General features: G+C 65.4%; 18 protein-coding genes. 10 read left to right on the forward strand and 8 right to left on the reverse strand.

Features of this window, described 5'->3' with window-relative positions; all coding sequences use genetic code 11:
• Positions 1 to 21 precede the first annotated feature (21 nt).
• Positions 22 to 1,116, reverse strand: coding sequence for a ubiquinol oxidase subunit II (cyoA, locus tag DM480_RS16010; RefSeq protein WP_232834236.1), 1,095 nt, complete (start codon positions 1,114 to 1,116; stop codon positions 22 to 24).
• A gap of 238 nt (positions 1,117 to 1,354) precedes the next feature.
• Between cyoA and DM480_RS16015 the strand changes: the two genes are divergently transcribed.
• The 3 genes from DM480_RS16015 (at position 1,355) to DM480_RS16025 (ending at position 3,671) form a co-directional block, all read left to right on the forward strand.
• On the forward strand, positions 1,355 to 2,689 hold the full coding sequence (locus tag DM480_RS16015; protein ID WP_115381561.1) for an MFS transporter: 1,335 nt from the start codon (positions 1,355 to 1,357) through the stop codon (positions 2,687 to 2,689).
• Positions 2,690 to 2,703: 14 nt separating this feature from the next.
• Positions 2,704 to 3,411, forward strand: coding sequence for an NAD(P)H-dependent oxidoreductase (locus DM480_RS16020; RefSeq protein WP_232834227.1), 708 nt, complete (start codon positions 2,704 to 2,706; stop codon positions 3,409 to 3,411).
• Between the two features lie 71 nt (positions 3,412 to 3,482).
• A complete protein-coding gene (locus tag DM480_RS16025; RefSeq protein WP_064311231.1) occupies positions 3,483 to 3,671 on the forward strand; it encodes a hypothetical protein in 189 nt (62 codons plus the stop codon).
• Between the two features lie 4 nt (positions 3,672 to 3,675).
• Here the strand turns inward: DM480_RS16025 and DM480_RS16030 are convergent, their stop codons facing one another.
• On the reverse strand, positions 3,676 to 4,680 hold the full coding sequence (locus DM480_RS16030; RefSeq protein WP_115381565.1) for an HWE histidine kinase domain-containing protein: 1,005 nt from the start codon (positions 4,678 to 4,680) through the stop codon (positions 3,676 to 3,678).
• Positions 4,681 to 4,828: 148 nt separating this feature from the next.
• On the opposite strand from DM480_RS16030, the gene DM480_RS16035 reads away from it, so the two are divergent.
• Positions 4,829 to 5,374: a hypothetical protein gene (locus tag DM480_RS16035; RefSeq protein ID WP_125471577.1), complete on the forward strand. Its 546-nt coding sequence runs from the start codon at positions 4,829 to 4,831 to the stop codon at positions 5,372 to 5,374.
• Here DM480_RS16035 and DM480_RS16040 read toward each other — a convergent pair.
• The gene (locus DM480_RS16040) at positions 5,371 to 6,081 is read right to left on the reverse strand and encodes a Crp/Fnr family transcriptional regulator (RefSeq protein WP_115381569.1); all 711 of its coding nucleotides are present in this window, start codon (positions 6,079 to 6,081) and stop codon (positions 5,371 to 5,373) included. The two genes, DM480_RS16035 and DM480_RS16040, sit on opposite strands and share 4 nt — an antisense overlap.
• A 119-nt stretch (positions 6,082 to 6,200) precedes the next feature.
• On the reverse strand, positions 6,201 to 6,896 hold the full coding sequence (locus DM480_RS16045) for an OmpW/AlkL family protein (protein ID WP_115381571.1): 696 nt from the start codon (positions 6,894 to 6,896) through the stop codon (positions 6,201 to 6,203).
• 101 nt (positions 6,897 to 6,997) lie between these two features.
• Here DM480_RS16045 and hemN point away from each other — a divergent pair, with 101 nt between their 5' ends.
• The 3 genes from hemN to DM480_RS16060 all read left to right on the forward strand — a co-directional run bounded on the left by hemN (position 6,998) and on the right by DM480_RS16060 (position 9,568).
• Positions 6,998 to 8,320, forward strand: coding sequence for an oxygen-independent coproporphyrinogen III oxidase (hemN, locus tag DM480_RS16050; RefSeq protein WP_115381573.1), 1,323 nt, complete (start codon positions 6,998 to 7,000; stop codon positions 8,318 to 8,320).
• A gap of 61 nt (positions 8,321 to 8,381) precedes the next feature.
• Entirely contained in the window at positions 8,382 to 9,062 is a 681-nt protein-coding gene (locus DM480_RS16055; protein ID WP_064311237.1) for a Crp/Fnr family transcriptional regulator, read from the forward strand.
• Positions 9,059 to 9,568, forward strand: a complete 510-nt coding sequence (locus DM480_RS16060; RefSeq protein ID WP_064311238.1) for a GNAT family N-acetyltransferase — start codon at positions 9,059 to 9,061, stop codon at positions 9,566 to 9,568. Before DM480_RS16055 ends, DM480_RS16060 begins: the two co-directional genes overlap by 4 nt.
• Here DM480_RS16060 and DM480_RS18350 read toward each other — a convergent pair.
• The 4 genes from DM480_RS18350 to DM480_RS16075 form a co-directional block, all read right to left on the reverse strand.
• Positions 9,565 to 10,044 (reverse strand): hypothetical protein, encoded by a 480-nt coding sequence (locus DM480_RS18350; RefSeq protein WP_198665978.1) that lies wholly within the window; start codon positions 10,042 to 10,044, stop codon positions 9,565 to 9,567. The two genes, DM480_RS16060 and DM480_RS18350, sit on opposite strands and share 4 nt — an antisense overlap.
• A gap of 5 nt (positions 10,045 to 10,049) precedes the next feature.
• Positions 10,050 to 10,505: a L,D-transpeptidase family protein gene (locus DM480_RS18355; protein ID WP_337303186.1), complete on the reverse strand. Its 456-nt coding sequence runs from the start codon at positions 10,503 to 10,505 to the stop codon at positions 10,050 to 10,052.
• Between the two features lie 138 nt (positions 10,506 to 10,643).
• Positions 10,644 to 11,771 carry a sensor domain-containing diguanylate cyclase gene (locus DM480_RS16070; protein WP_115381577.1) on the reverse strand — a complete coding sequence of 376 codons (1,128 nt, stop codon included), beginning with the start codon at positions 11,769 to 11,771 and terminating at the stop codon, positions 10,644 to 10,646.
• The gene (locus tag DM480_RS16075; RefSeq protein ID WP_115381579.1) at positions 11,747 to 12,163 is read right to left on the reverse strand and encodes a hypothetical protein; all 417 of its coding nucleotides are present in this window, start codon (positions 12,161 to 12,163) and stop codon (positions 11,747 to 11,749) included. Before DM480_RS16075 ends, DM480_RS16070 begins: the two co-directional genes overlap by 25 nt.
• A gap of 806 nt (positions 12,164 to 12,969) precedes the next feature.
• Between DM480_RS16075 and DM480_RS16080 the strand changes: the two genes are divergently transcribed.
• The 3 genes from DM480_RS16080 (at position 12,970) to ubiM (ending at position 16,930) form a co-directional block, all read left to right on the forward strand.
• Positions 12,970 to 15,231, forward strand: a complete 2,262-nt coding sequence (locus tag DM480_RS16080; RefSeq protein WP_232834238.1) for a heavy metal translocating P-type ATPase — start codon at positions 12,970 to 12,972, stop codon at positions 15,229 to 15,231.
• Positions 15,228 to 15,611 carry a MerR family DNA-binding protein gene (locus DM480_RS16085; RefSeq protein ID WP_064311242.1) on the forward strand — a complete coding sequence of 128 codons (384 nt, stop codon included), beginning with the start codon at positions 15,228 to 15,230 and terminating at the stop codon, positions 15,609 to 15,611. Before DM480_RS16080 ends, DM480_RS16085 begins: the two co-directional genes overlap by 4 nt.
• Positions 15,612 to 15,760: 149 nt before the next feature.
• The gene (gene ubiM / locus DM480_RS16090) at positions 15,761 to 16,930 is read left to right on the forward strand and encodes a 5-demethoxyubiquinol-8 5-hydroxylase UbiM (RefSeq protein WP_115381583.1); all 1,170 of its coding nucleotides are present in this window, start codon (positions 15,761 to 15,763) and stop codon (positions 16,928 to 16,930) included.
• The last annotated feature ends 9 nt before the right edge of the window (positions 16,931 to 16,939 follow it).

Here is a 16,939-nt window from a genome sequence, read left to right on the forward strand (position 1 = left end):
CGTGCTTCCGTTCGCGGGGGATCAGGCCCGCACGGCGCGGGTGGCGCCGGGGACGGGGAGGGGGGAAACCGCGGACATGTCGCGGTTGCGCTGGTCGCCGGGCCTGGTCTGCCCTGGCGCACCCGGCTGCTCGGGTTTGGTGACGTTCGGACCCGAGCCCTTGTCTTCAGGCGCCTTTTGAAGCGCCGGCACCGGCTTTTCGCCCATGATCGGCGCAGCACCACGCCCCGGCGCCATCCCCGCGCCCATGCGATGATCGCCGGGGGTGCCGCCGCCCCGCGCCATGTCGCGTGCCATCACGTCTATCATGCAGGGCTTGCCGGCCTCGACGCAGCGGTTGACGATGCGGTCGAACAGGCCGGACTGCACGGAGGCGAAGCGCATCACCGGCACCTTCTCGCTGGGCTTGGCGAGATCGATATAGTTGGCGGTCTGAAGGGCGCGGCCGCCTGCCTTTATGCGCGAAACCCAGCGGTCGAAGTCGGCCGGGGTCTGGCCGTAGAATTTGAACCGCATGTCCGAATAGCCCCGACCTGTATAGTTGCCCGAATAGCCCTCGCTCGTGACCGGCTTGTTGATGACGGCGTTCAGCTCGGACTTCATCGTCGGCATCGCGTAGATCATGCCCGCGAGCGTCGGCACGTACAGGGTGTTGAACTGGTCGGTCGAGGTGATCGAGAAATGCACGGGCACGTCGACCGGGAGCGCCAGCTCGTTCACCGTGGCGATACCAAGGTCAGGGTAGACGAACAGCCACTTCCAATCGAGCGCGATCGCCTGGACCTCGAGCGGCTTGGTGCCGGCAGGAATCGGCCGGCCCGGCCCGAGGCGCTCCAACGGACGGAACGGATCGAGGAGGTGCGTGCTCGTCCAGGTCACGGCGCTGAGCGCGATGATGATCAGGAGCGGGCACGCCCAGATCACCAGCTCGAGCGTTGTCGAATGGTCGAACTTCGGATCGTAGGTCTTGTTGGCGTTGCCCCGCCGGTACTTTCGGGCGAACACCACCGTCAGCACCATGACCGGCACGATGATCAGCAGCATCACACCTGTCGAGAACAGGATGAGGTCGCGCTGCTGGACGGCGATGTCGCCGGCCGGGTCCAGGACCACCATGTTGCAGCCACCGAGCAGCGCGGGTAGCGCCAACGCAGGCAGGCGCAAAGCCCACCGGATGAGGTTCGATCCTGTTCTCAACATGCGTTCCCGCTAATCCTCCCATCGTCGACCGACTTTGACCGGGGTCAAAGGTCGGCTGATTGCTTGAAGCTAGGCTGAAACCATCATCGGCCCAGATCGTTGCGACCCACGTGCGCAACCTGCCTGGGGCGGGCGGTATGGAGGACGTTGAGGGATGGTAGCCAGTACCCTGGGCACGGCGAATTCGACGCCGCTGGAGCGCGACGCGCGCCTGATTAATGCCCGTGAGCACAAGGTTCGTCCAGCAGATATCGCCGTCGGCGTAATCATCGGCCGATCGACGGAGTTCTTCGACTTCTTCGTCTACGCCATCGCATCAGTTCTCGTCTTCCCGAGCCTGATATTCCCGAACGTTAGCGCACTCCAAGGTACCATCTACTCGTTTGCGATCTTCGCACTTGCTTTCGTGGCTCGTCCATTCGGCGCCTTCGCCTTCCTATGGCTTGACCGACGTCACGGTCGCGGTGTGAAGCTGACGATCGCGATGTTCTTGCTGGGCGGATCAACTGCGGCCATGGCCTTCCTGCCTAGCTATGCGCAGCTCGGAAGCGTGGCGGCCGTCCTTCTCGCCCTGTTTCGCATCGGCCAGGGTGTCGCTCAAGGAGGTACCTGGGACGGCCTGCCTGCGCTTCTCTCACTCAACGCACCGGCCAATCGTCGCGGCTGGTTCGCGATGATCCCGCAACTCGGCGCGCCGATCGGGCTGTTTGTGGCGGCAGCGGTCTTCGCCTTCCTGCTGACGACGCTCAAGCCTGCCGACTTCCTCGATTGGGGCTGGCGCTACCCGTTCTTTGTCGCCTTCGTCATCAACGTCGTCGCCCTGTTCGCCCGTCTGCGCCTGATCTCGACGCCGGAGTTCGAGGAGCTCTTCGAAAGCCGCGAGTTGCAGCCCTCGCCGGTGGGTCAGATGCTTCGCGAGGAAGGGCGGACGGTCATTCTGGGCGCCTTCGCCCCGCTCGCGAGCTTCGCGCTTTTTCACCTGGTCACGGTATTCCCGCTCTCATGGGTTGTGCTCACGTCCGGCGAGACGGCGACGCACTTCCTCGTGATCGAGATGGTCGGTGCGGCTGTCGGTCTCGCAGCAGTCGCGGCTTCGGGGATCGTCGCCGATCGCATCGGCCGACGGACGCTTCTGGGCGTCTCGGCGGTGATGATCGGCGCTTATAGCGGGTTTGCGCCGCAGCTGCTCGGGCGGGGCCCCGCCGGCGAGTGGATCTATATGCTGCTCGGCTTCGTTCTGCTGGGGCTATCCTTCGGCCAATCGTCGGGCGCGACCAACAGCAGCTTCTCGGCGCGGCACCGTTATACGGGCGCCGGGACTACGGCGACCGCCTCCTGGTTCATTGGCGCCGCCTTCGCGCCCCTGGCTGCCCTCCTGCTCGCGAGCAACTTTGGCCTTATCTCCGTCGGTGCCTATCTTCTCTCCGGCGCCGCCTGCACGCTGGGTGCACTCGCGCTGAACCGCGAGTGGGGGCGTCGAAGCGCATGACCGGAGCAAACGCTATGGAAAGCACAACCTTCGGCCGAGCGGACACCGGGTTCAATCACCTGGTCGTCCTTGCCAATCCGGCCGTCGATGGCTTCGACCACGCGATCGCGGCCGCCTATAAGCAGGAGGTCGAACGCCTGCATCAGTCGGTGCACGTCCGTGACCTCTATGCGCTCGGTTTTGATCCGGTGCTGCGCGCGGATGAACGGCCGACCGAGCCCGGATGGTCGCCGTCGCCCGACGTGGCGGCAGAACTCGAACTGGTCCGCCGGTGCGATATCATCGTCTTCGTCTACCCGATCTGGTTCGGCCTGCCTCCGGCCATGCTCAAGGGCTATGTCGAAAGGGTACTCGGCGCCGGCTACAGCTTCCGCGATCTTCAGGTCGCGGCGGGCCAGCCGCCTGTGGCGGGCAAGCCCCTCCTGTCGTTCAGCACGTCGGGAGCATCGTTGCCGTGGCTCGACGAGCAAGGGCAGGTTCTCTCTCTCAAGGACATCTTCGACGTCTATCTCTGGCGCGGGCTCGGCATGAGCCAGGCAGACCATGTGCGGATCGACTCGGTGGTGCCCGGCATGAACGCCGCCTATGCCGCCGAGCAGCTTGAGCGTGTCCGGGCAGCAGCCGAGAAAGCCTGCGCCAATCTCGCCTCGGGCCGGTATCGCGAACAGGCTGAGGCCGCGGTTCGACGCCGCGCCGCCTCGGAGCAGGATCACGCGTCCTGAGCGAAGGCTTGAGACAAAGCGCTTTGAACTGACCGGTCGGAAAGACGTTCTGTCGGTGAGGAGCGAATCCTATGAAAGAAGTCTTCGACGAGGCATCCAAGGCGGAAGAGGTTCAGGGCGTTGTCGTTGTGACCGGCCCCGACTCGGTTGATGTCGCGATGACGCCCGCGGCGGCGCTTCGCTCTGCCGAGCGGATCAGTTCAGCGGCTGTCGAAGCGCTGATCGGTGAGAGCGGCCGGAACGCCAAGGACTCGCACTGAGCAATCAGGCGCGCAGCGCCGCTACGGGTGCATGAAGCGACCAGATCAGGCCGGACGGCAATTCCTGGATGTCGGCTTGACCCCGCAGCCGGCGCGGTGTGGCGGTGAGCAGCAGACGCTTGCCGAGACCGTCGGGCAGGGGCGACCGATGCCGCGGACCGTCGCGCTCAGCCCATTGCAGCCATAGGTAAGGCTCATCCAGCGCGCTCACCTCCCAGCGTACTTCTACATAGCCGCCCCGGACCGTCAGCGCGCCCGAACTGAGGGCATGGACTTCAAGTTCATGCAGGGCGAGCGCCAGGGCGGCGCCGTTCGCCGAGGCGATCGGAAGGGGAGGGCCCTTGATCCGGATCCGACCGGTCCCGCCCTCTGCGAGCGCGACGCGCACCAGAGTGTCGAGGTCGCTGAACTGCGCATGCGGTTGCAGCATCAGGTCGGCAATCCGGGTCAGCATAGCGACCCGTGCCGCGATCTCCCGTCCTGCTTCAAGCGCCGGGCGATCGCCGTCGAGTGCTTGGCTGATCAACGCCGATACGATGGCGAGAAGATTGCGAAGCTGATGGCGCGCCGCACCGATAGAGATAATCCCGTCGGTCGCGCCGGCAAGAGCGTCCCCTCGGCTCAATCCGAGCTTCTCCGCGGCGAGGGGAAACGGATCGCAGAGACGTTCTTCCGTGCCGTCGAGCAGCAGCAGAACGGTTTGGTCGCCATCGGCGATGATGTGCGACACTGCAGCCGGGGCGACGCTGAGCGCGCGCCCGTCCGGCGTCGTGAACACATGTAGGTCCGGCGTCTCCTGTCCGGCCGATGCAGAAGCTGAACTAGGCTTGCCGTGATGCTCGATGGCAACGCCGTCTCGATTTGAAGAGAGCGGCTTCACTCCGACCACATCCAGCGCGCTCGAGAGACGAGCCGCAAAGGCGCTGTCGCCGACTTGTGCTTTGTCGAGAAGCGCAAGTGCCCGGCGCGCAAGTTCTACAGCCGCCTTTTCTCCATCCTGGCCGATCATCGTTCTCCTCGCTTGCCGGTCCACGCACACTTAGAGCAAGGCGCGTGGCGTTAACCGGTAGCGTAGTGCTCACCTTCCGACCAACTTTGATTCCCGTCAAATGCAGCGGAGGAAAACCGTGGGAAGGAGCAGGCTGGAGGATCGCCCCGTGGACAACAAGCCCATCGATCGACAGGTGCTTCCGTTTCGCAGACGCTGGCACGTCATCGCCGAAGTCGATCTGGCACCGCTCCTGGCCGACCATGCGGCGGTCAGGCGGATGTGTCGCTCGGTCGAAGCTTTGGCCGATCGCCTTGCGGACGTGCCCGGGCCCGAGGAGCGGTATGCCGTCGCTGACCAGATCGAGCGATGCATCCGCGATCACGTGACCATCACCAGCGCGTTCCTCGAGCGCATGTTCGCCGGCCAGGACCTCGCCTTCGGCGGGGGGCTGTTGACCCGCATATTGCTTGACCAGATCGCCGACGGAGTTCACGCCGAGGACGTCATCGACGCATTGCGGGTCGATGTTCTCGATCCGGAGAGCGTCGAGATGCTCGGCTACATGCTCCGTTGCCTGTTCGATAGTTGCCGGCGCGCGCTGGACTTCGAGGAACTCGCGCTGCTGTCACTCGCTGGGCCGCGCCTGTCGCGAGAAGCCCGCGAAGCTCTGGAGTACATTCTGGACACTTCTGCCGCAGGCGCAGCCGCTTAGGCTGCTGCGGCGATCGCCTCGAGCGCTGCCCGGTCGGAGATCGTCACGGCGCGCGAGCCGGGCAAGGTGATGATGCCCGAGGCTTTCAAGCGCGTCAGTTGCCGGCTCACGGTCTCGATCGTCAGGCCGAGCACATCGGCCATCTGGCCGCGGGTGAGCGGCAGATCGAAGGTGAGCGGGCCGCCAGGCGCAGGGCGGCAGCCGCCCGCTCCGACCTTTGCGGCCATTTCGAGCAGGAAGTCCGCCACTTTCTCGCTCGCCGACTTGCGTGCCAGCATCAGCATGCGCGAACGCGCCTCCTGAAGCGCGGTCAGGGTTCGCTGGAGCAGCAAGCGCTCCATGCGGACATGATCTTCGAGCACGTGCTCAAACTGTCGTCGCGGAAAGACACACAGCTCGACGTCGGTCAGCGCCTGGACAGTATTTTCAGCCTCTTCGGCGTAGGGCTGCCCGACGAAGTCGGCCGGATAGAGCAGCCCGACGATCTGCTCGCGGCCATCCGGCGTCGAAGTCGCGAGCTTCAGCATGCCGCTCAGGAGGTTGGCACAGATGACGCTTTCATCACCGGCCCAGATAATGGTGGAACCGCGGGGGTAGAGGCGACGATCCCCGATCGAATTGAGCGCCTGCAGTTCACCGTCGTTGAGGCTGCCGCACAAAGCGGCGTCGCGAACCGCGCAATCCGAGCAGATGTTCGAGCTTGCCATAGGGGCGATATAGCAACCGCTCTCCCCGTTGTCCTCCCAGAAACCCGGTAAGCTACCGTCTGACCGACAGAAAGGCGGGTTCGGAGGCCTGAGAGGCAAATTCCTCTCAGGCCCGGTTCCTAGAGCCTGACCCCGAGGCCGACGCCGAACACCAACGGATCGAGATGCAGCTTCACCTGCTGCGTTCCGGCGGCCGTGGTTTGCAGTCGGGCTGTGGTGTCGATGTCGATATATTTGACGTCGAGGTTGAGGAAGACCTTGCGGGTGAGATCTACATCCACGCCCGCCTGCGCGGCCCAGCCGAAGCTGTCCTTCATGTGAACGCCGGTGGACCCCACTGCCTTCTCGAGCCCTGCAGAGGCCTTCTCGCTCCAGAAGATCGTGTAGTTGAGGCCGGCACCGACATAAGGTCGGACGTGGCTCGCCGGCGCAAAATGGTACTGAGCCGTCAGGGTCGGCGGCAGCACCCACGTCGAGGCGAGCCGACCGATGGAGCCGGTCGTCCCGGTTCGACCGTCCGCATGGTGCTTGGTCGTCGAGGCGATGAGTTCGAAGCCGACATGATCTGTCGCCATATAGGTGGCATCGACCTCGGGCATGAAGCTGTTGTCCACCCGGACCTTCTCGCCCGGGAAGGCGGGGAGCACGCTTCCGGAGCGCTCGTTTGGTGCGACCATGATGGCTCGCAGCCGCAACAGGACGTCCCCCGACTTGACCCCGGTCTGCTGGTCTGCATTCGTCTGCGCAGCCGCGGGAGCCGCTACCGCTGAAAGGGCGAGGGCGCCTGCTGCGCTGATGAACACTGTCCGCTTCATACAAACCTCCGTGGTGATGATCCACGGCTAGGAAGGGTTGAGCGGGCGAACTTTGACGACCGTCAAAGACGATCGCGGGAGTTTGTTGCACTCGGGCATGTATGTGGACCTATCACCCCGATCTTCTGGCGCGCCCGGTGCCTCGCTATACGAGCTATCCGACGGCTGCCGAGTTCACCAGCACCGTCGACGGCTCGGATCTGGCGGGCGGCCTTGCGGGCGTGCGGCCGACTGACGACATCTCGCTTTACCTGCATATTCCGTACTGCCGGGAAATCTGCTGGTATTGCGGGTGCAATACGGGAGCAGCGACCAGAGAAGCGCGGCTGACTGCCTACATCGATCGCTTGCACGATGAGATCGATCTTGTTGCCGCCCATATCGGCGGACGCGGACAGGTGCGGCGTATCGCGTTCGGCGGCGGGAGCCCTAACGCCATAGCACAGCAAGCGTTTTCGGCTCTGCTCCAGCACGTCAAGCGCGCCTTCGATTGTTTCGAGCCGATCGTCTCGGTAGAGCTCGATCCGCGCGGTTTCGATGAGGGATGGGCGTCGACGCTGGCTGATGCCGGGGTCCGTCGGGCCAGCCTTGGCGTTCAGACATTCGACCCGGCGATCCAGGCCGCGATCGGCCGCGTGCAGCCCCACGAACATATCGGGCGGACAGTGGAGCTTCTGCGGCAGGCCGGTATCGACAGCCTCAACTTCGACCTCATGTACGGATTGCCCGGCCAGGATGTCGCAAGCTTGGCCGGGACGCTGGAGGCTGCGCTCGCGTTCGCTCCCGACCGACTGGCCGTGTTCGGCTATGCGCATGTGCCGCAACTCATCCCCCGTCAGCGCCGCATCGACGCCTCGCGCCTGCCCGGACCCGAACAGCGGTTCCAGCAAGCAGCGTACGCCTATGAGCTACTGCTCGGTCGCGACTACCGGGCTGTGGGCTTCGACCATTTCGCACGCGCCGAGGATCCGCTCGCGCTAGCGTCGGCAGAAGGGCGGCTGCGCCGGAACTTTCAGGGCTTCACGGACGACGCTGCGGATTATGTGCTCGGCCTGGGTGCGAGTGCGATCAGCGCTCTTCCCGACCGGCTTCTCCAGAACGAAAAGAACACGGGGCGTTGGCATCTGGCGGTCGGGGCCGGACGGCTGCCGGTCGAGCGGGGTAGCTACCGTAGCCCGGACGATCAGGCCCGTGGCCTCATTATCGAGCAGATCCTCACGCGCGGATCGGCGGACCTCACGCCCTTGCTGGACCGCGCCTGCTACCGAGCGCCCCTGCTCGACTTCGAGCGACGCGGCCTGCTCGCCTGGGAAGGGGCCCGGATCGTCCTGACGGACGGAGCGCTCCCCTATGCTCGAGCGGTCGCGGCGCGTATCGACGCTTATCGTGACCAAAGCACCGGTCGCTTCAGCAATGCCATCTGACGCTGCCCCAGCTTTCCGCGAAACGCTCCCTGCGAAGGATGTGGGAGGAGCGTTCGAGAACATGCCGTGCGACCTATGCGCTTCTTTCCAGCCTGAGAACGGTGAGGATCGGCGCGATGCCGGCCGGCGCTATGCGGTGCGCAGGGGTCAGGCCATCGGCGATATCGCGGCTACCGACAGCTGGTGCGCCAGCTTAGCGACCGGTGTCCTGCGCATCGACGCGTCGCAAGGCGCGGCGCCGCGAACGGTCGGGCTGATCTTCCCAGGACAGATCGTCGCTCATCCCTTCGACGCCGACCCGTGCGGCACGGCAGTTGTTGCCGTGACGCGCTCGAACATCTGCCTTCATGCACGCGGCGATCTGCAACACGTCACCGAGCACTATCCGAGCATCAGGCGGTTGCTCCTGCGCAGCGCATTTCAGACCCTTGCCGAAACGCGGCGGTGGATGCTCGTGATCAGCCGCCCGCGGGCGCGCGAACGGGTCGCCGCCTTTCTTGTCTCGGTTGCGGGAAGATTCCCAACCTCCGGCCACGACACCTTCGATCTCGTGCTCAGTCGTGGCCGGATCGGTGAGCTTCTCGGCCTCTCGCTCGAAACGGTCAGCCGTCAGATCCACGCTTTGGCGAAAGCGGGGCTGATTGCGCTTCCGCGTCGCCGCCATGTCCGTCTGCTGAATCGAAGCGGTCTCGAAGCCGTTGCCGGCATCACCTTCCGCCATCCCTCAGGAGCAGCTGCATGACCTCTGACGAGATCGCCCATCTACAGACACGGTCCGGCTTTCGCCTCAGCGTGCGGACGGCGTCAGCCGAAGATGAAACAAGGCTCGCGGACTTTTTCCAGCAAGTCGGCCCGGAGGATCTGCGGTTTCGCTTCCTCAGCACGGTTCGGAACGTCTCTCACGATCGGCTTGTCACGATGGTCGATCCTGATGGTCGGACCGACAGCGTCATCGCCGAGAATGAGGACGGTGAGATCGTCGCAACCGCCATACTGGCGGGCGATCAGGCCGGCGACCGCGGTGAGGTCGCCGTCAGCATCCGCAGCGACCACAAGGGCCGCGGGATCGGGTGGACGCTGTTAGACTATCTGGTCGACACGGCTCGTGCTCGGGGCTACGCGAGCATCGAGTCGATCGAAGACCGACAGAACCGCGCCGCGATTGCGCTGGAGCAGGAGATGGGATTCGTCACCGAGCCCGTCGACGGCGAGCCGACACTGATCCTGGTGCGAAAGAGCCTCAGCTAGGGCTCGGCGCTCAAGACCGACAGGCGCGTACCGGTCCCGCTGCTTGCTAAAGACTCGCGCGTGACCAGCAACGTCGCTCCCGGCTGGACGATCCCCTCGAGCTTGATGCGGAACGCATCGGGAAGGTGACCGCGGCTACGCTCCGAGTCCGTCAGCTCGCCAGCCTCCCCCAGCGCCTGGCCGGGCAGCGGCAGGCGAAGCCAATGCGGGCCTGCCTGATCAACGGATCGCAGGGTGAACGCCTCTGTCCTGGAGACGGGCGCGTCGAGCTGGATGGTGGCCGACCCGATTTCCACGCCGTTGCGCAACACGACGAGCCGCCGGTCGCGACCGCTCACGACGATCGAAAGCGGGCCTGTGGGAGAACGTTCGGGCATCCAGCGATAGCTCTTGGGCGCGGCATGACCGTCCTCCGGCACCTCGGCGAGCATGTCCGCGGGTGCAACTTCCGGCACGAGAGCATCGTCGGTGATCACGACCGTCAGACCGGGCTTGGTGGCACCGTACAGGAGCTTGCAAAGGCGAGCGGAAGCCGCACACACCCATGGCTCGCTGGATAGCCAGGCAGGGCGCCGGCGTGGAGAGCGACGCCATCCCAGGTCAACCTCTGCATGAACGGCATCGGGGCGCCGTTGTAGAGGTTGGATTTGTGGTCCACTTCCTTCTGGAGGATCGTGAAGACTCCGGTCGGCGTTTCATGGCCGGGCATGCCTGATGAGATCGTGGACACCCCGATTGGAACGCCGTTGCGATAGACGAACGCGCGCTGTGCCTTGAGGCTGACGATCATCGTGACAGGGCCGTCAGGCGCAATCTGCGGTGCCCAGAAGTATTCGCCGGGCTTCAGCTTCTCGATAGGCCCGGCGACCGGTGCCGGAGCCACGTTCTGGAGGGGGTGTGCGGCTGCGAGCAGTAGGGCAGGGATGAAGGGCAACACCACTGAGCTTTCGAGAGGGAGGGCAGTCGATCGTTGTCGCTGCGGCCACCCTGTAATCCCGACGCCCTGAACGCGAAGCCTGCGGGCGCACGGCTTTGCCGCACTACCGATTGCTGAGGTGTCTCTCGAACGCGGACTTCAAGCGGCGATCGAGAGACGATTGCGGCCCGCACCTTTCGATGCGTAGAGGGCCGCATCCGCCGCCCGCAGCGCCTCTGCGAGGCTTCGGTCCTCACGCAGGGCTGCGAGCCCGACGCTTACCGTCGTTGCCACCGAGCTCCCGTCGGGCGCGGTGACGGTTGCGGCGGCGAACTGTGCTCTCACACGCTCGCAAGCCTCCTGGGCCTCGACCTGGCTCAGGCCGTCGAAGAGCACGCCGAACTCCTCTCCGCCCAATCTGGCGACGGTGTCAGCGGACCGCACGTTCGCCTTGAGAATGGCTGCGAATGCCCGGAGCACATCGTCGCCGGTCGCGTGGCCGAAGCGGTCGTTGACTCTCTTGAAAAAATCAAGATCGAACAGCGCGAGATAGCTTCGCCCATGGCATGCAGTAACGTCGGCAATGGCGTCCTCATAGGCGGCTGTGAAGATACGACGATTCGAGAGGCCGGTGAGCGGATCCGTTGCCGCGGCACGCGCCAGGTTGAGCTCACGCGCTTTGCGCCTGGACACCTCTCGCACGACGTTGACCGTGCCGGTGACCTCGCCGTCCTCGGCGCTGATGGCGCGGGCATGGCTTTCGAACCAGGCGAGCTCGCCCGACGCCTTGTGGGCTCGGAACTCGAACATCACCGTCGCCGCCGGATCGGCCATGGCGTTTCTGTGCGCACGGATAACGCGGTCGATATCCTCGAACGCCACCACGTCACGCGCGAGACGACCGGTCACCGCTGCAGGAGAGAAGCCGGCGATCACCGAGAGAGACGGCGAGGCGAAACGGATCGTACCATCGGCGTCGACGGCCATGATGATATCGCCGCTACGGTCCGCGATGATGCGATGCAGCGCTGCGCCCTCCTGCACGGCAGAAAAAAGGAGCTTGCGCCGCTTCAACTCGGTGGCGACCGGGAGAGCGATCAGCGTCGCAAAAACCAGATAGAGTTGGAAGAGCTGGAGCTTGGTTCCGATCCCGGTGCCTGGCGGGGTTATGGGCCCGAGCCCTTCCGCCGTGCAGGCAGTGCCGACCACCGTCAACACCAGCAGAGAGATAGCCGCGCCGAGGCGACCGATCCGAAAGACCATCAGCAGCAGGGGAACGAACGGCACGTACAGAAGAGGGTAACGGCTCGCAAAAACGAGCTCGTGACGGCGACCATCAAAGCTGTCAGCGCACCCGCTTCGATCAACTCGCGCCGATCAACCTTGCGTACCCATCCGCTGATATCGCCTCCGACCGCCAGCTTCACGATCGGCATAACGGTCAAGGTCCCGAGCGCATGGGCGCAGAACCAGCCGATCATGTTATGGGTGATCGGAACACCAGCGGCGTAGTGTGCCAGGGCGCCTGCGGGGAGTGCCGTCAGGCCGGGAACGAGGATCCCTGCGACCACGATCAGCGTGCCGAGCTCTCGCACCGATGTCAGATGACCCGGCTCCGGTTCGAGGCGCCGCATGAGCCATGCGATCGCGCTGCCCTCGAAAACATTGATCGCGGCCATCGGCAGCGCCCAGCCCCTGGAGCGAGGTGGCAAGCGCGCTCGCTGCGGCGCAAACAACCATTCTCAGGGTCCAGGAGCGTTCCGGTCGATAACGAAGATCGACCGCCAGAATCGGCGTGGCGATCCATAGAAGGGCGACCCCGCCATCGAGGCGCGTATAGCGGACGGCGAGCAGAGCGGCAGCGAAGTAGCTCAGTCCCAGCAGCAAGGCCTGGGGGAACTCGATACGCCAGTGATGAAGAAGATCCCTGAACCGTGACATGACCAGAAACTAGGCCACAATGGTTTACAGATACCTGCCGAAGGGGTGATTAAGCGGAGGCGACGGGCCGCGGGTTGGATGGCCTGACGAACCTCGGCAAGCGCTGAACAAGGGCATCAACCGGTGCAGGTCGGGTGCGTTGCCGGAATGCGCGCCCCACCGGCTCACCAGAACGCCACGCATGCGACGCTGGTCCTGCGTTCCGGCCGTGTCACATCAGCGAAGTCGTTCATCCTTTTCCTGACCGGGAGCGAACACCGCAGTAAGAGCTTGACCCTGACACAATGTCAGACCTTACATGTCCTCGGGTCGATGGAGCCACGTGATGAACGACCCGCATTCTGACACCTCGGAGGGCGGCTGCGGTTGCTCAGGCAAGCCCGCTGTCGCGCTCGGTACTCCGTCCTGCTGCTCGGCATTTCTGGCTGCACAGACGACCCTTGCTGATCGTCGCGGTCACCAACACGTCAAGGGTGATGCGTGCTGCGGAAGCGGCGACACCGCTGCCGAGGTCGGCGATAAAGCGAAAGATCTTGTCTGCGGCATGACGGTCGACCCCGCAACGACGCGCCACCATGCCGAGCATGGACGGCACGCCTATCACTTCTGCAGCGCCGGATGCCGGACCAAGTTCATCGCTAACCCACAAGCCTATCTCGGCGACACAGAGCCCCCTAAGCCGAACGTGACGCCGGGTGCGATCTGGACGTGTCCGATGCACCCGCACATCCGCCAGGATGGTCCGGGAACCTGTCCTATCTGCGGCATGGCGCTCGAACCTGAAGAGCCGTCGCTCGATGATGCTCCCAACCCCGAGCTGGTCGATTTCCCGCGCCGGCTGTGGGTCGCCGGCGTGCTCACGATCCCGCTGCTCGTCGTCTCGATGCTCGCCGAAATGCTCGGGGTTCACGTCGTCAGCGCCACGGCTTCCCCCTGGGTCCAGTTCGCGCTCACCGCGCCGATCGTGCTGTGGGCGGGATCGCCGTTCTTCGTCCGGGGGTGGCAGTCGATCCGCACCCGCCACCTCAATATGTTCACCCTCATCGCTATCGGTGTGGGCGCGGGTTTCCTCTACAGCTTGGTCGCGACGGTCGCGCCGGGTATCTTCCCCACCGCCTTCCGCACGCATGGCGGGATGGTGCCGGTCTATTATGAGGCGGCCGGCGTCGTCGTTGGGCTTGTGCTTGTGGGGCAGGTCTTGGAGCTGCGCGCCCGAGCTGCGACAGGCCGCGCCATTCGCGCGCTAATGGACCTCGCGCCCAAAACCGCGTGCCGCCTCCGCCCGGACGGCTCGGAAGAAGAGGTTCCGCTGGCCGATGTGGCCGTGGGCGATCGACTGCGCGTTCACCCCGGCGAAGCGCTGCCGGTTGATGGCGTCGTGGTCGAGGGCCGCTCCTCGGTCGATGAGTCCATGCTCACCGGGGAGCCCGCGCCGATCCCCAAGGAAACCGGTGCGGCCGTCACCGGGGGAACCGTCAACGGCACAGGAAGCCTGGTCATGGAAGCCTACGCAGTCGGCTCCGACACGATGCTCGCGCGCATCGTCCGCATGGTGGCGGAAGCGCAGCGTAGCCGCGCGCCTATTCAGGCGCTCGCGGATCGCGTCTCGGGCTGGTTCGTGCCGCTGGTGCTGCTGATCTCGGCCGTCACTTTCCTCGTGTGGATGCTTGTCGGCCCCGAGCCCCGCCTGGGCCATGCCCTCCTCAATGCAATTGCGGTCCTAGTGATCGCCTGCCCCTGCGCGCTCGGGCTCGCCACGCCCATGTCGATCATGGTGGCGACGGGCCGCGGCGCGCACGCCGGCGTTCTGGTCAAGAGCGCGGAAGCTTTACAGGCTTTCGAGAAGGTCGAGACGCTGGTGATCGACAAGACGGGCACGCTCACCGAAGGCAAGCCCAAGCTGGTAGCGATCGAGGTAGTCAACGGCGCCGACGAACGCGAGCTGCTGGCGCTCGCGGCCGCAGTCGAGGCGCAATCGGAACATCCGCTCGCCCACGCGATCGTGACCGGCGCGAGCGCGAAGGGATTGCAGCTCGGCCGGGTCGAGGGCTTCGCTTCGCAAACCGGCCTTGGTGTCAGCGCCACGGTGAACGGCCGCCAGGTCGTGATTGGCAACGCCGCGCAAATGCGACGAGTAGGGGCCAATCCCGTACCGATCGAAGCCTTGGCCGATCGTCGCCGGCGCGAAGGCGCCGGAGTCATGCTGGTGGCGATCGACAGCACGCTCGCCGGTCTCATCGCGGTGGCCGATCCGGTACGGCCTTCCGCCCGCGACGCGATTGCGGCGCTCCGGCGCGAAGGGCTGCGGGTCGTCATGCTCACCGGCGACAATGTCACTACGGCCGATGCGGTCGCGCGCGCCGTGGGCGGCTTGGACGATGTGCGCGCCGATCTGAGGCCAGAGGACAAGGCCCGGATCGTGGCGGAGCTGAAGGCGAAGGGCGCTCGGGTCGCGATGGCCGGCGACGGGATCAACGATGCCCCTGCTCTCGCTGCTGCCGACGTAGGCTTGGCGATGGGCACGGGAACCGACGTGGCGATCGAGAGCGCTGGCATGACGCTTACGCGGGGCGATCTGTCGGCGATCGTGCGGGCGCGGCGCTTGGCGCACGCCACGATGCGTAACATCCGCCAGAATCTGTTCTTCTCGTTCCTGTTCAACGGGATCGGAGTACCGATCGCGGCGGGGGTTCTCTACCCCGTAGCGGGCATCCTGCTCTCACCGATGATCGCCGGCGCGGCGATGGCGCTCTCGTCGTTCACCGTCGTCCTGAACGCGCTGCGGCTCAACGGCGTGAAGCTGTGAACATCGGGGCGGCCTCGGATGCGAGCGGCGTATCGCAACGCATGATCCGGCACTATGAGAAGATCGGCCTGGTGCCCGCGCCGCCCCGACGCGGGAGCTACCGCGACTATAGCGGCGGTGACGTTCACCGGCTGCGATTTATCGCTAACGCGCGCGATCTCGGATTTCCGATCGAGGAAATTCGAACGCTGCTTGGCCTCTGGTCCGATCGGGAGCGGTCCAGCGCCGAAGTAAAGGCACTGGCGGAAGCGCGGGCGGCTGAACTCGGCCGTAAAGTGCGCGCCCTAGAAGCCATGCGGCGCACGCTGACCGATCTGGCGGGAACCTGCCACGGAGATGATCGGCCCGAATGTCCGATCATCGAGCGGCTTGCCAGGTAGGCACACCGAGCACCGATATACAGGCGACGTCCGTGATCGCGAGATCCGAACGCCCTCTTGATTGCCCGACCGGAGGGCTATGACTTTGACGGGCGTCAATTCGAGGGTGGCGGAGCCGTGCGATCTGCTTCGTTTAAGGATTGTAACACGTGATTCATGACATTCTGATCGTGGGCGGCGGCCCTGCCGGACTTGCCTTTGCGCGGGCGCTGGATGGCACCGGGCTCAGCATCGGCCTGGTCGAGCGGCAGCCGGCGGATCTGCTCGCCTCGCCGCCGGTCGACGGGCGGGAGATTGCGCTGACGCATCGGTCCGTGGCGACCCTGACCCGGCTTGGCGCCTGGGCGCATCTCGGACCCGAGGATATCTCCCCCTTGCGCGAGGCGCAGGTGCTGAACGGCGCATCGCGCTTTACGCTCGCCTTCAACACGGCGGGGACGGGAGAAGATCGGCTCGGCCAACTGGTTCCGAACCACCGCATCCGTCAGGCGCTGTTTCGCGCGATTGACGGCCAGCCGGGGCTGGACCTGATCACCGGAACGGGCGTGGCGTCAGTCGGCACGGATCGGGCCGGCGCACGGGTGAGGCTCGCTGACGGGCGCGTGCTCGACGCGCGGCTGCTGGTCGCGGCAGATTCGCGCTTCTCGGCGGTCCGAGAGCAACTCGGCATCGCCGCGGAGGTCAATCGGCTCGGGCGGTCGATGATGGTCTGCCGCGTCGCGCATGAGGGCGATCACCGGAGCATTGCGACCGAGTGGTTCGACCATGGCCAGACGATCGCCATGCTGCCGCTCAATGGCCGGCAGTCCTCGGCCGTGCTGACCCTGAGTTCAGGCCAGATCGAGCAGCTGGCGGCGCTGAACCCCGGAGCGCTCGGGGCCGAAATTACGCGCCGCTACGATGCGCGTCTGGGAGAGATGCAGGTGGTGGAGGGGCCGCATGTCTATCCGCTCGCGACCACCTATGCCCGGCACTTCGCCGCGACCCGCGCCGCGCTGATTGGTGACGCGGCCGTCGGCATGCACCCGGTCACCGCGCACGGTTTCAACCTGGGGCTGCAAGGCGCGACGACGTTGGCGGGACTGGTAGCTGACGCGGCGGCCAGGGGCGGCGACATTGCCTCCTCGCTGCTGCTGCGGCGGTTCGAAGCGACGCACCGGCTCGCGAGCCGGCCCATCTACGCTGCGACCAATCTGCTCGTCGGCCTCTACACCGATGAACGCCCCGCCGCGCGGATCGCACGCCGCGCCACGCTGAGGGCGGGTGCCCGCTTGCCGATGGTCCGCCAGACCATCAGCCGCTTCCTGATGCAGCACTGACCACGAGAC

Origin of the sequence: Sphingomonas sp. FARSPH (genome assembly GCF_003355005.1) — a bacterium.
In the GTDB taxonomy this organism is placed as follows: Bacteria; Pseudomonadota; Alphaproteobacteria; order Sphingomonadales; family Sphingomonadaceae; genus Sphingomonas.

Coding starts and splice junctions, on each gene's coding strand:
- cyoA (WP_232834236.1), bottom strand. CDS start 1,116: ATGGTGGTCCTGGACCCGGCCGGCGACATCGCCGTCCAGCAGCGCGAC.
- DM480_RS16015 (WP_115381561.1), top strand. CDS start 1,355: ATGGTAGCCAGTACCCTGGGCACGGCGAATTCGACGCCGCTGGAGCGC.
- DM480_RS16075 (WP_115381579.1), bottom strand. CDS start 12,163: ATGGCCGCGATCAATGTTTTCGAGGGCAGCGCGATCGCATGGCTCATG.
- DM480_RS16025 (WP_064311231.1), top strand. CDS start 3,483: ATGAAAGAAGTCTTCGACGAGGCATCCAAGGCGGAAGAGGTTCAGGGC.
- DM480_RS16030 (WP_115381565.1), bottom strand. CDS start 4,680: ATGATCGGCCAGGATGGAGAAAAGGCGGCTGTAGAACTTGCGCGCCGG.
- DM480_RS16060 (WP_064311238.1), top strand. CDS start 9,059: ATGACCTCTGACGAGATCGCCCATCTACAGACACGGTCCGGCTTTCGC.
- DM480_RS16055 (WP_064311237.1), top strand. CDS start 8,382: ATGCCGTGCGACCTATGCGCTTCTTTCCAGCCTGAGAACGGTGAGGAT.
- hemN (WP_115381573.1), top strand. CDS start 6,998: ATGTGGACCTATCACCCCGATCTTCTGGCGCGCCCGGTGCCTCGCTAT.
- DM480_RS16080 (WP_232834238.1), top strand. CDS start 12,970: ATGACGGTCGACCCCGCAACGACGCGCCACCATGCCGAGCATGGACGG.
- DM480_RS16040 (WP_115381569.1), bottom strand. CDS start 6,081: ATGGCAAGCTCGAACATCTGCTCGGATTGCGCGGTTCGCGACGCCGCT.
- DM480_RS16045 (WP_115381571.1), bottom strand. CDS start 6,896: ATGAAGCGGACAGTGTTCATCAGCGCAGCAGGCGCCCTCGCCCTTTCA.
- DM480_RS16020 (WP_232834227.1), top strand. CDS start 2,704: ATGGAAAGCACAACCTTCGGCCGAGCGGACACCGGGTTCAATCACCTG.